Origin of the sequence: Streptomyces sp. NPDC005435, assembly GCF_040703155.1 — a bacterium.
Lineage (GTDB): Bacteria > Actinomycetota > Actinomycetes > Streptomycetales > Streptomycetaceae > Streptomyces.
Genome location: NZ_JBEXEQ010000002.1, coordinates 42,192 through 55,293 on the forward strand (window position 1 = coordinate 42,192; position 13,102 = coordinate 55,293).

General features: G+C 70.9%; 7 protein-coding genes. 6 read left to right on the forward strand and 1 reads right to left on the reverse strand.

The features are described 5' to 3' along the window. Positions 1-171: 171 nt before the first annotated feature. Positions 172-2,769: a SpoIIE family protein phosphatase gene (locus AB0898_RS03255; protein ID WP_366801096.1), complete on the forward strand. Its 2,598-nt coding sequence runs from the start codon at positions 172-174 to the stop codon at positions 2,767-2,769. A gap of 6 nt (positions 2,770-2,775) precedes the next feature. Here the strand turns inward: AB0898_RS03255 and AB0898_RS03260 are convergent, their stop codons facing one another. Further along, the gene (locus AB0898_RS03260) at positions 2,776-4,335 is read right to left on the reverse strand and encodes a hypothetical protein (RefSeq protein WP_366801097.1); all 1,560 of its coding nucleotides are present in this window, start codon (positions 4,333-4,335) and stop codon (positions 2,776-2,778) included. Between the two features lie 279 nt (positions 4,336-4,614). On the opposite strand from AB0898_RS03260, the gene AB0898_RS03265 reads away from it, so the two are divergent. The 5 genes from AB0898_RS03265 (at position 4,615) to AB0898_RS03285 (ending at position 13,098) form a co-directional block, all read left to right on the forward strand. Continuing rightward, positions 4,615-6,789, forward strand: coding sequence for an ABC transporter family substrate-binding protein (locus AB0898_RS03265; protein WP_366801098.1), 2,175 nt, complete (start codon positions 4,615-4,617; stop codon positions 6,787-6,789). Positions 6,790-6,942: 153 nt separating this feature from the next. Continuing rightward, positions 6,943-8,850 carry a translational GTPase TypA gene (gene typA, locus AB0898_RS03270; protein ID WP_366801099.1) on the forward strand — a complete coding sequence of 636 codons (1,908 nt, stop codon included), beginning with the start codon at positions 6,943-6,945 and terminating at the stop codon, positions 8,848-8,850. Positions 8,851-9,458: 608 nt separating this feature from the next. Next, positions 9,459-11,084, forward strand: coding sequence for an ABC transporter substrate-binding protein (locus AB0898_RS03275; RefSeq protein ID WP_366801100.1), 1,626 nt, complete (start codon positions 9,459-9,461; stop codon positions 11,082-11,084). Between the two features lie 162 nt (positions 11,085-11,246). Next, positions 11,247-12,170 (forward strand): ABC transporter permease, encoded by a 924-nt coding sequence (locus AB0898_RS03280; protein WP_366801101.1) that lies wholly within the window; start codon positions 11,247-11,249, stop codon positions 12,168-12,170. Further along, entirely contained in the window at positions 12,163-13,098 is a 936-nt protein-coding gene (locus AB0898_RS03285; protein WP_366801102.1) for an ABC transporter permease, read from the forward strand. The genes AB0898_RS03280 and AB0898_RS03285 overlap by 8 nt, the downstream gene beginning before the upstream one ends. Positions 13,099-13,102: the final 4 nt, after the last annotated feature.

Genomic DNA, 13,102 nt, shown 5'->3' on the forward strand with positions numbered 1-13,102 from the left:
CGTGTTCCCTGGTTAGAAGAGGGGAAGTGTTGTCGCGGCCCGGTCCGGAACTCACCCGCACCGAGCTGTGATCGTGAACACCGTGTCCTACGGCGCCGTAGTGCTGGATACTGCGGGCAGCCGCCCCCGGTGACCGGTGCCGGACGCGGTGAGCTGGAGGGGACGGTTCGCGTGAGCGAGATACCAGCGAAGGCCACGGAGTCCGAGGACCCGTCGGACGGCGCGAGGAGCGAGGTCGCGGCTGCCGCCGCGCGCGGCGAGACGCCGTCCGCCGACCTGTGGCAGAGCAGCCCGCCCGGCTCCATCTACGAGTACATCAAGGTGGCCTCCTTCTCCATCGGCCCCGGCGGGCTGGTCGAGCAGTGGAGCCTGCGCGCCGAGCAGCTCCTCGGTGTCCCGGCCGCACGCGCCGTCGGCATGGACCCCATCGAGGCGTTCGTCGACCCCGACCTGCACACGCGCGGCCACCGCAAGATGGCCGAGATCCTGGACGGACGGGAGTGGACCGGCGTCGTCCCCTTCCGGATGCCGGACCGGGACGACGGCACGCCCGGGGAGGAGGGACTCGCCGAGGTCTACGTCATGCCCACGAAGACCGCCGACGGGGAGAACGCCGCCGTCTGCATCGTCGTGGACATCCGCACCCTGCGCGGCATCGAGACCGATCTCGCCGCCTCGCAGGCGATATTCGGCCAATCTCCCTTCGGCTTCCTGCTCATCGACGACGATCTGACAGTCCGCCGGGCCAACAAGCGGTTCGCGTCCATCTTCGGCGGGACACCCGACGACCACCGGGGCAAGGGAGTTCACGACTACCTCCCGCGCGCCGAGGCCGACCGGGTCGCCGCCACCCTGCGCCGGGTGATGGAGACCGGCGACTCCATCACCGACATGCACGTCACCGGCTTCGTGCCCGGCTCCGACGAGCGCCGGCACTGGTCGATCAACCTCTACCGCGTCTACAGCGGCAGCGGACGGCCCATCGGCATCGCCTGGCTCGGCACCGACATCACCGCCCGCCGCGCCGCCGCCCGCGAGGCCGCCGCCGCCCGGCGCAACCTCGCCCTGCTCAACGAGGCCGGCGCCCGCATCGGCAACAGCCTCGACCTGGAGACCACCGCGCGCGAACTGCTCGACGTGGTCGTCCCCGGCTTCTGCGACCTGGCCACCGTCGACCTCTGCCAGGGCCTGCTCACCGGCGACGAGACCCCGCCGGGCCTCGCGGACGGCAGCGCCGAACTGCGCCGGGTCGCCTTCGCCAGCGCCGTCTCCGACGTGCCCTTCGGCGACGCGGGCGAGCCGGTCGAGGTCGGCTCGGTGCACCGCTTCCCGTTCAACTCGGCCTGCGCGGACGCCCTGCGCACCGCCCGTCCGCAGCGCGTGCCCGCCGAGGAGGGCGGGCTCGTGCAGTCCACGCTGGCCGTGCCGATGGTCGCGCACGACACCGTGGTGGGCATCGTGCAGTTCGCCCGCACCAAGGGCAGCGAGCCCTTCGGGGACCGCGACCGTGACCTCGCCGTCGAACTCGCCGCGCGCGCCGCCGTCTGCATGGACAACGCCCGCCTGTACCGCCGCGAGCACGAACGCGCCCTGATACTCCAGCGGTCCCTGCTCCCGCCCGACGACCCCGAGGCCTCGGGCCTGGACATCGCCTGCCGCTATCTGCCCGGCAACGCGGCCACCGAGGTCGGCGGCGACTGGTTCGACGTCATCGAACTGCCAGGACACCGCACCGCGCTGGTCGTCGGCGACGTGATGGGCCGCGGCCTGCGCGCCGCCGTCGCGATGGGCGAACTGCGCACCGCCGTACGCACCCTGGCCCTGCTCGACCTCGAACCTGCCGAGGTCCTCTCGGCGCTGGACGAGATCGCGCGCGGCCTCGGCACCTCCGGCAACGTCCAGCAGGCCACCCGCGCCGCCCGCCAGCCGCGCGACGCCGACCTGTGCGAGGTCTACCTCGCCACCTGCATCTACGCGGTCTACGACTCCGTCACCCGGCGCTGCACCTTCGCCAACGCGGGCCATCTGCCCCCCGTCCTGGTGGAGCCCGGCGAGAACGCGCTGATGCTCGACGTGCCGCCCGGCATGCCGCTCGGCGTCGGCGGCGAGCCGTTCGAGGAGGTCGAGGTCGAACTCCCCGAGGGCGCCCTGCTCGCGCTCTACACCGACGGCCTGGTGGAGTCCCGCGACCACCCGCTGGACGAGGGACTGCAGGCGTTCGTGGGCGCGCTCACCGACCCGGCCCAGCCGCTCGAGGACGTGTGCGACCACGTCCTGAGCAGCCTGGACACCCGGCACGGCGAGGACGACATCGCCCTCCTCCTGGCCCGCGTCCAGGGCCTGCCCGCCGAGTCGGTCGGCGACTGGACCCTGCCGCGCGAGCCGCGCAGCGTGGGCCGCGCCCGCGAGTACGCCCGCGCCCAGCTGCTCGCCTGGGACCTGGAGCCCCTGGTCGACACCACGGAACTGCTGGTCAGCGAGCTGGTCACCAACGCCCTGCGGTACGGCGAGGGCGAGATCAGACTCCGGCTGCTGCTCGACCGCACCCTGGTCTGCGAGGTGTGGGACGCGGGACTCGTCCAGCCCCGCCGCAGGCGCGCCCGCGACACCGACGAGGGCGGGCGGGGGCTCCAGCTGGTCGGGCTGCTCAGCGCGGCCTGGGGGTCACGCCGTACCCCGCGCGGCAAGACGGTGTGGTTCGAACTCCCGCTGCCCGGCGCCGACAGCACGCTGACGGACCCGGCGGAGGCACTGCTCAGCCTGTTCTGACCGGGCTCAGGGCAGGGTGCGGCGGCCCCGGGTCGCGGGGCCGCCGAAGCTCACCGGCGGGCCGCCGTCCGGCTCCTCGCCGAGCAGGATTCCGCCGAGCACGGCACCGGCGAGCCCGGCGGGATGCCCCGGCTCGTCGGCGTAGGGGGAGGCGTACGCGCGCTCGTCCGCCTCGGCCGACTCCCGCGCGCGCCGGGCCAGGACGTCCGCCTCGGCGTCGTGTTCGGCCCGCCGGTCCGTCGCCGCGAGCGCCTGCCGGGCCGCCGCGAGCAGGGTGCGGGCGTCGGCGCCGACCGCGCCCCGGTGGACGGCGATGCCGTCCGCCGCCTCCTCGACGGCGGCCAGGGCCACGAGCCGCGCGGCCTCGTACAGCGCCTCGGCACGCGCTTCCCCCGGCCGCCGCACGGCCGCCGTGATCCGGCGCAGCGCCTCCAGCGGGTCGTACGGGCGCGGGGCCTCGCGTACGGCGGTCAGCACCTCCCCGGCCCGGGCGGGCGCCGCCGGGTCCTCCCCGGCGGCGGCGAGCGCCGAAGGGACCAGCGCGGCCGCGTCGCCCAGCCGGTCCGCGAGCCGTTCCACGCCGTCGATCCCCACCCCCGCCTGGGCTATCGCACCCTCGGCGGCGCGCAGTTGACGGGCCGCCGTACGGCCGTCGCCCGAATCGGCGGCGCGGCGCGTCTCGTTGAGCCGGGCGGTCGCGAACACCAGCCGGTCCAACGCCACTTCGGTGTACCGGTCGGCCCGCACCCTGTACCGCTCGCGCAGCCTCGCCACCGTGCCCTGGGCGGCCGCCGCCCGCGCGGTCAGCTCCCGGAACCGCCGCTCCGCGACCGCGAGCGCCGGGCCCACGTCCGTCTCCAGCCCCCGCAGCCGGTCCAGTCCGGCGGCCGCCGCGTCCAGGCGCCGGCCGGCCTCCTCGCACCGGCCGAGCACACCCGCCAGGGCCTGCCGCCGGGCGTGCGCGTCCTCGGGGGCACCCTCCGCACAGCGCCGGAAGATCGCGAACGCGGCCGCGAGTTCCGCCTCGGCGGCCCGCAGCGCCTCCCGCGCGGGTCCGCCCTCCGGCTCCGCGACGTACGCCAGCTCCTCCGCCGAGGCCCGCACACAGTCGTCGGCGCGTACGAGAGCCTCCCGCGCCCGCCGCTCGGCCTCGGCGGTGCCCGGTGCGGGCGGCGCCGACGGCAGCACCGCCGGGGTCGTACGGGTGCGCACCCGCCGGGTCCGCCGTACATAGCCGTACCCGGCGACCGCCACGGCGGCGACGGCCACCACGAGCGGCAGGGCGAGATCGACGGCGGAGCCGTCCTGCTCCGCGGCCCCGGGACCGGCGGCCGTACGGGAGGACGCCGGAGCGGCGGAGAACGTCTGCCCCGGGGCGGTCGCGGACACCGTCGCCGGGGCCGCGACCGTGTGACCGGGCGTGTGACCGGGCGTGTGACCGGGCGCGTGGGCCGTCGCCGGAAGCAGCAGCCAGACCGCCGCCGCCGTCCCGCCCGCCAGGGCGTGGGCCACGCGCAGGCGTATGTGCGCCGTGGCATGCCGGGGGCGGCCCAGTGTGCTGGTCACATTTCGGAGCGTATGGGCGGCCGGGCGGCGCCGCGAGTGGGCGGGAAGCGGTGTTTTCCGCCGGGGCGCGGTGTTCTCCGCCGGGAGGCGCCCGCGTTTTCCGCCGGGAGGCGCCCGCGCGGCGGGGCCGGTTGCGCCGCACGAGTGGGCTTGCCGCACGCCCCGCCGTGTCGCCGCCGTTCGAACGACAAGGTCGTTTTCAGTGGATCCAAAGATCTGATCAGCTCCATATACCGCCACAAGTGATCCCACGTCCGCGGCTTCCCGGAGGTAGCACAGATGTCCCACGACGGCGTCGGCCTGCGCGCGGTCATGCGCGCGGTCGCCTTCCTCACCGCGGGCGCCCTCGCGGTCCCCCTCCTGTCGGGGTGCGGCTCCGACGACAAGGCCGACCGTCCCCTCGCCCCGCAGGACATCGCCCTCGCCGCCCGCACCCAGGTCGCCGAGGGCGGCACCCTGAAGTGGGCCGTGGACGCGGTGCCGGAGACCCTGAACACCTACCAGGCCGACGCCGACGCGGGCACCACCCGCGTCGCCCAGGCCGTCCTGCCGTCGATGTTCCGCCTCGACGCCAACGGCGCCCCGGAGGCCAACCCGGCCTACCTGGAGTCGGCCAAGGTCATCGAGACCGAGCCCCGCCAGGTCGTGCTGTACAAGCTGAACCAGCAGGCGGTCTGGAGCGACGGCCGCGAGATCGGCGCCGCCGACTTCGTCGCCCAGTGGCGCGCCCTGTCCGGCAAGGACAGCGCCTACTGGACCGCCCGCAACGCCGGGTACGACCGCATCGAGAAGATCGAGCGCGGCGCCAGCGACCTCCAGGTCCGGGTCACCTTCTCCCGCCCCTACGCGGACTGGAAGTCGCTGTTCTCCCCGCTGTACCCGAAGGACGTCATGGGCACCCCGGACGCCTTCAACGACGGCGCCCGCCGCCAGCTGAAGACCACCGCCGGCCCCTTCCGGGTCGAGAAGGTCGACACCGCCGCCAAGGACGTGGTCCTCACCCGCAACCCGCGCTGGTGGGGCGAGCCCGCCAAGCTCGACCAGATCGTCCTGCACGCGGTGCCCCGTACCAACCGCACCACCGCGCTGGCCGACGGCACCGTGGACCTCGCCGACATCGACGCCTCCGAGGCCCAGCGGATCGGCGCGGCCAAGGGCAGCGGGGGCAGCCCGCTCCAGGGCGGCGGCAAGACCTCCGCGAAGAAGCTCCGCTCCTGGGCGCTCGCCCACGGCCTGGAGTCCGACGAGGTCCACGCGGGCCAGAAGAAGCTGCGCAAGGCGATCACCCGGTACCTGGACGAGCAGGAGGGCCTGCGCTCCTACGACGTCCGCAAGTCGCTGGAGCCCGCCTACACCCAGCTCGCCATGAACGGCGCCGGCGGTCTCCTCGCCGACGAGCGGGTCCGCCGCGCCGTGGCCCGCGCCCTGGACCGCACCGAGCTGGCCAAGCTCGTGCTCACCCCGCTCGGCCTGCCCGCCGTACCGGTCGGCAGCCACCTCGCGCTCGCCGGACAGCCGGACTACGCCGACGGCAGCGACGCCCTCGGCGGCCAGGACACCAAGGAGGCGCAGGCGCTGCTCTCGGAGGCCGGCTGGGTGCCGGGCGGCCCGGTCAAGCAGAAGAAGCCGGACAAGGCGGCCGGACCCGAGGCGAGCAAGGCCGGCGACGACGACTCCGAGGGCGGCAAGGACGGCGAGTACATCGTCGGCGAGGACAACAAGCACCCGGGCGGGCAGGACGGCAAGGGGGGCGACGGCAAGAACGGCCACGAGGACGGCAGCCGCGACCTCGCCCAGGACGGCAAGCAGTACTCCGGGCAGGGCGGCGCGCCGGGGGCCTACGCCCCGAAGGGCACCGCGGCCCCGGCCGGCGCCGTCACCGGCCCGCTCGCCAAGGACGGCCAGGCCCTCGACCTGCGCTTCGTGCTCCCCTCGGGCGCGGGCTCGCAGACCCTGGACACCGTCGCCCAGAAGATCTCCGCGATGCTGGAGAAGGTCGGCATCCGCACGACGGTCACCAAGGTGCCGGACGACAGCTACTTCAAGGACCACATCGCGGCCGGCGACTTCGACCTCGCCCTGTACTCCTGGCCCGGCACCGCCTTCCCGGCCACCGACGCCCGCCCGATCTACGCCAAGCCCGCCCCGGCCGCGGACGGCTCGGTGAACATCGAGCAGAACTACACCCGGCTCGGCACCGACCAGGTCGACCAGCTCTTCGACCAGGCCGCCGCCACCCTCGACGCGGACCAGGCCCGCGACCTGATCCGCAAGGCCGACTCCCGCATCTGGGCCACCGCCGCCTCCATCCCCCTCTACCAGCGCCCCCAGCTCGTCGGCGCCCGGAAGAACCTCGTCAACGCGGGCGCCTTCGGTTTCCGCACCCCGGTCTACGAGGACATGGGCTTCCTGAAGAAGGGCGCGAAGGTCTCCCCGAGCCCGACGAAGAGCTGAAACCCCCTCCCACCTGGTACGTGGCCCTGCGGAGGCCGTCCCCCGCAGGGCCACGTACCATGGGGTGAGGCCGTGGCGTGTCCAGCCCGGCAGGGCCCGCGCAACACAGACGTCCGCGCAGGGCATTCCTCAACTCCGGGAGTACGCCGCAATATGGCCACGCGCCACGACATCCGTAACGTCGCCATCGTCGCCCACGTCGACCATGGCAAGACCACCATCGTCGACGGCATGCTGAAGCAGGCCGGCGCGTTCGCCGCTCACCAGCTCGACTCCGTCGACGACCGCATGATGGACTCGAACGACCTGGAGCGTGAGAAGGGCATCACGATCCTCGCCAAGAACACGGCGGTGAAGTACCACCCCAAGGATGGTGGGGACCCGATCACGATCAACATCATCGACACCCCCGGCCACGCCGACTTCGGTGGCGAGGTCGAGCGTGGTCTGTCGATGGTCGACGCGGTCGTCCTGCTCGTCGACGCCTCCGAGGGCCCGCTGCCGCAGACCCGCTTCGTGCTGCGCAAGGCGCTCCAGCAGCGGCTGCCCGTCATCCTGTGCATCAACAAGACGGACCGCCCCGACTCGCGCATCGACGAGGTCGTCAACGAGACGTACGACCTGTTCCTCGACCTGGACGCGGACGAGGAGCAGATCGAGTTCCCGATCGTCTACGCGTGCGGCCGTGACGGCATCGCGTCGCTGACCAAGCCGGAGAACGGCACGGTCCCGGCGGACTCCACCAGCCTGGAGCCGTTCTTCTCCACGATCCTGGAGCACGTCCCGGCCCCCACGTACGAGGAGGACGCGCCGCTGCAGGCCCACGTCACCAACCTCGACGCGGACAACTTCCTCGGCCGTATCGCGCTGCTCCGTGTCGAGCAGGGCGAGCTGCGCAAGGGCCAGACCGTGGCGTGGATCAAGCGCGACGGCTCGATCCAGAACGTGCGCATCACCGAGCTGATGATGACCGAGGCGCTCACCCGCAAGCCCGCCGAGGTGGCCGGCCCCGGTGACATCTGCGCCGTCGCCGGTATCCCCGACATCATGATCGGCGAGACGCTGGCCGACCCGGAGAACCCGGTCGCGCTGCCGCTGATCACGGTCGACGAGCCCGCGATCTCCATGACCATCGGTACCAACACCTCGCCGCTGGTCGGCCGCGGCGGCACCGGCAAGGGCGCGGACGCCAAGGCCGCGGTCAAGGACCGCAAGGTCACCGCCCGCCAGGTCAAGGACCGCCTCGACCGCGAGCTGATCGGTAACGTCTCGCTGCGCGTGCTCGACACCGAGCGCCCGGACGCCTGGGAGGTCCAGGGCCGTGGTGAGCTGGCGCTCGCCATCCTGGTCGAGCAGATGCGCCGCGAGGGCTACGAGCTGACCGTCGGCAAGCCGCAGGTCGTCACCCAGATGATCGACGGCAAGGTCCACGAGCCGGTCGAGCGCATGACGATCGACGTGCCCGAGGAGCACATGGGCGCGGTCACGCAGCTCATGGGCGTCCGCAAGGGCCGCATGGACAACATGTCGAACCACGGCTCCGGCTGGGTCCGCCTGGAGTTCGTCGTCCCCTCGCGTGGTCTGATCGGCTTCCGTACGGAGTTCCTGACCCAGACCCGCGGCACGGGCATCGCCCACTCCATCCACGAGGGCCACGAGCCGTGGTTCGGCAACCTGCAGACCCGTAACAACGGTTCGCTCGTCGCCGACCGCTCCGGCGCCGTCACCGCGTTCGCGATGACGAACCTCCAGGAGCGCGGTGTGCTGTTCACCGAGCCCGGCACCGAGGTGTACGAGGGCATGATCGTCGGCGAGAACTCGCGCTCCGACGACATGGACGTGAACATCACCAAGGAGAAGAAGCTCACGAACATGCGGTCCTCGTCGGCCGACTCGTTCGAGGCGATCGTCCCGCCGCGCAAGCTCTCCCTGGAGCAGTCCCTGGAGTTCTGCCGCGACGACGAGTGCGTCGAGGTGACCCCGGAGGCCGTCCGCATCCGCAAGGTCGTCCTCGACCAGAAGGAGCGCGGCCGCACCGCGAGCCGCGCCAAGCACGGCTGATCCGCCGCCGGCCGCCAGGCCGGCGTGGGAGGACCCGCTTCGCAGAGGGGCCCGTCCGGCAGTACGCCGGGCGGGCCCCTCTGCGTCCCCCGGCCCGCCGGGTGCGTACAGGGTTTTCCCTATAACGGGTTGCCAGGACCCTCGCATCCGGCTGTGCAGGCCCGCTTCGTTGTTACAGTGGCCCGAATCCGCGGGGTGCCGTGCCATTGATGCCGGTCTGTTCTCCGCCGCGGCGCAGGCGGGGCTCGACAGAGCTCATTCCGCCCATTTGCGCAATTGATTTTTCATATCTCCCGTCCGCTATTCGGACGATGCGACCCGATAGCTGTGTAACAAGTCCGTTTCGCAGGGATCTTTCACCAGACTCTTTGTCCGGATTTTGGGAGAAGTAGGCGGCAGGTGTGATCGAACCGAGACCTTGAAGGTGTGGTTCGCTCCCGTTCGCATGGCAGATAGTTAGGCGCGTAGAGCTCGGGTCAACGGGTCAAGCGCTGCGGGTGGCGCCGGCTCACGGGCGGGGGTGTCGGGACCATTTCAGGCGCCGGTGACGGTGACGTGTCATGCGCCCCTCTACGTGGTGAATCAATGGACTCATGAGGAGGAGCCCCATGCGTGGTGCCAAGGGTGCCAAGTGGGCCGCTGTCGCGATAGTTGTGGCCATGGGAGCGACCGCCTGCGGTGGCGGCGGGCACACCGGCAACGGCTCGGCCGACGGCAAGAACAACGGCGTCGTGTCGGTTGAGATCGGCGAGCCGCAGAACACGCTTGTCCCGACCAACACTTACGAGACCGAGGGTGGGCAGGTCATTCACGCCCTCTTCACCGGCCTCACCAAGATCGACGCCAGCAACAAGATCGTCAACGACGAGGCCCAGTCCATCGACACGAAGGACAACAAGGTCTGGACGATCAAGCTCAAGCAGGGCTTCACCTTCCACAACGGCGAGCCGGTCACCGCGCAGTCCTACGTCGACGCCTGGAACTACGGCGCCGACCAGACCAACGCGCAGCAGACCAACCCCCTCTTCAGCCACATTCAGGGGTTCTCGGACCTGAACCCGGGCCCGAAGAAGACCGTCAAGACCCACACCCTGTCGGGCCTGAAGGCGGTCGACAAGGACACGCTGCAGGTCACGCTGACCGCCCCGTTCTCGGCGTTCCCGACCCAGCTGTCGTTCTCCGGCTTCTCCCCGCTGCCGAAGGCGTTCTTCAAGGACCCGAAGGGCTTCGGCAAGAAGCCGATCGGCAACGGCCCTTACCAGGCGAAGACCTCCTTCGTGGACAACGAGGGCATCGAGCTCACCAAGTACGACAAGTACCCCGATGCCTCGCGTTACCCCGTCAAGGGCATCAACTTCAAGGTCTACTCGGACCAGAACACCGCCTACAAGGACCTGGTCGCGGGCAACCTCGACGTCCTGCCGGTGGTCCCCACCTCGGGTCTGGCCACGTACAAGAAGGACCTGCCGGGCCACACCATCGACCGCCCCGAGGGCGCGGTCGGTTACATCGGCTTCCCGCTGAAGTACAACAAGGCCTTCAAGAACCCGAAGATCCGCGAAGCGATCTCCATGTCGATCGACCGGGACGCCATCGCCAAGAAGGTGTTCCTCGGCGCCCGTGTCGCGGCCGACGACTACGTCCCGCCGCTGATCGACGGCTACCGCAAGGGTGCCTGCGGTGACGCGTGCACCTACGACCCGACCAAGGCCAAGCAGCTCTTCAAGGAGGCCGGCGGTCTGCCCGGCAACACCCTGGAGATCGGCTACAACGCGGACGGCGACCACAAGACCTGGGTCGAGGCGGTGGCCAACCAGATCCAGAAGAGCCTCGGCGTCAAGGTGAAGGCCAAGCCGTTCGAGCAGTTCCAGGCCATCCTGAACGACCTGGACGACAAGAAGTACCAGGGTGCCTTCCGCATGGGCTGGCAGATGGACTACCCGAACATGGAGAACTTCCTCCGCCCGATCTTCTCCAAGGACGCCATCGAGAACGGCTCGAACTACTCGGGTTACGTCAACCCGGAGTTCGAGAAGCTCCTGGGTCAGGCCGACCAGGCGCCCACCGCGGCCGACGCCATCAAGAAGTACCAGGAAGCGGACGACGTCCTGCTCAAGGAGCTGCCGTACATCCCGGTGTACTTCTACCGGCTCAACTCGGGCTTCAGCAACAAGATCAGCTCCATCAACGTCATCGCTCACCAGATCGACTGGACGAGCGTCAAGCTCGGCTGAGCGGAGCAGAGTAGCGCGCCCGCCGCGTGAAGCGGCGGGCCAGGGGGTGGGCAGGGGGAATGCCGGAGCAACTGGCTCCCCCCGCCCACCCTCTTCGCCGTCGGGCCCGTCCGGACAACGCCTTCACGGCACCGGACCGGGCCAGCATTCCTTGGAGAACCAATGGGCCGATTCGTCGTGCGCCGCGTGCTGCAGGCGATCCCTGTACTCATAGGCGTCACGTTCCTCATTTACTGCCTGGTCTTCCTGCTGCCGGGCGACCCGATCCGGGCCCTGATGGGCGAGAAGCAGGACCCCCACCTGGCCGCGATCCTTCGGGTGCGGTACCACCTGGACGACCCGCTCGTGCTGCAGTACTGGCACTACATCAGCGGTGTCTTCCGCGGTGACCTGGGGACCACCTACACCGGCCGGTCGATCAGCGACATCGTCGCCCAGCGCTTCCCGGTGACGCTGAACCTGTCGCTGACGGCGTTCGGCTTCGAGGCGGTCATCGGCGTCCTGGCCGGCATCCTCTCGGCGCTGCGCCGCGGGAAGTTCGCCGACAACGTGGTCTTCGTGGCCACGCTGGTGCTGATCTCGATCCCGGTGTTCGTGCTCGGCAACGTCCTGCAGCTCGAACTGGGCGTCAAGTGGAAGCTGACGCCGGTCGCGGGTATCGAGGACGGCTGGCCCACCAGCTATGTGCTGCCCGGTCTGGTGCTCGCCGCCACGTCGATGGCGTACATCGCCCGGCTGACCCGTACCAGCATGATCGAATCGGTTCGTTCGGACTACGTCCGCACCGCCATCGCCAAGGGCCTTCCGCGCCGCCGCGTCATCGGCGTCCACGCGCTGCGCAACTCCCTCATCCCCGTCGTCACCTTCCTCGGCATGGACCTCGGTTCGCTGATGGGTGGCGCCATCATCACGGAGCGGGTCTTCAACCTCCCCGGTATCGGTGGTCAGTTGGCCCAGTCCGTCTCGCTGCGCGAGGGACCCGTCATCGTGGGTCTGGTCACCCTGCTCATCCTGATCTACCTGGTGGCCAACCTCGCCGTCGACGTCCTCTACGCCGTGCTCGACCCGAGGATCCGCTATGAGTGAACAGATCATTGAACGGCCCGTCCCCGCGGACGGCCCCACGGCCAAGGCGCCCGAGCCGGACGGCAAGCCGGAGCGCGTCGCCAGCCTCTGGCGCGACGGCTGGACCGACCTGCGTCGGCGGCCGATGTTCATCATCTCGGTCCTCGTCATCCTGTGCCTGCTGGTCCTGGCGGCCGCGCCCGGTCTGTTCACCGCGCGCTCCCCGTTCAGCGACGGCTTCTGCGACCTGGCCCACTCGATGGACGGCCCGCGCGGCGGCCACTGGTTCGGCTACGACGTCCAGGGCTGCGACATCTACACCCGTACGGTGTGGGGCACCCGCAACTCGATCATCGTCGGCGTGGTCTCCGCCGTGCTGACGACGGTGCTCGGCGGAGTCATCGGCATGCTGGCCGGTCTGTGGGGCGGCTGGGCCGACTCGCTGATCTCCCGCGTCTCGGAGATCTTCTACGCGCTGCCGATCCTCATCGGTGGTCTGCTGATCATGTCGATGGTGGGCAGCAGCAACGTCTGGACCGTCTCCCTGGTGCTGTCGATCCTGGGCTGGCCGCAGGTCTACCGGATCATGCGCGGCGAGGTCATCGGCAACAAGTACAACGACTACGTCGCCGCCGCCCGGGCGCTCGGCGCGGGCCCGCTGCGGATCGCCTTCCGGCACATCCTGCCCAACACGCTCGCCCCGATCGTGGTCGTCTCCACCATGAACCTCGGCGTCTACATCGCCGCCGAGGCCGCGCTGTCCTACCTGGGCATCGGCGTCCAGTCCCCGGACATCTCCTGGGGCCTGATGATCAGTGACGCGCAGGACCGCTGGCTCACCTCGCCGCACGCGCTGCTGTTCCCGGCCGGCGCCCTGAGCATCACCGTGCTCGCGTTCATCATGCTCGGCGACGTGGTCCGCGACGCCTTCGACCCCAAGCTGCGCTGAGGAG

Coding starts and splice junctions, on each gene's coding strand:
- AB0898_RS03265 (WP_366801098.1), top strand. CDS start 4,615: ATGTCCCACGACGGCGTCGGCCTGCGCGCGGTCATGCGCGCGGTCGCC.
- typA (WP_366801099.1), top strand. CDS start 6,943: ATGGCCACGCGCCACGACATCCGTAACGTCGCCATCGTCGCCCACGTC.
- AB0898_RS03275 (WP_366801100.1), top strand. CDS start 9,459: ATGCGTGGTGCCAAGGGTGCCAAGTGGGCCGCTGTCGCGATAGTTGTG.
- AB0898_RS03280 (WP_366801101.1), top strand. CDS start 11,247: ATGGGCCGATTCGTCGTGCGCCGCGTGCTGCAGGCGATCCCTGTACTC.
- AB0898_RS03285 (WP_366801102.1), top strand. CDS start 12,163: ATGAGTGAACAGATCATTGAACGGCCCGTCCCCGCGGACGGCCCCACG.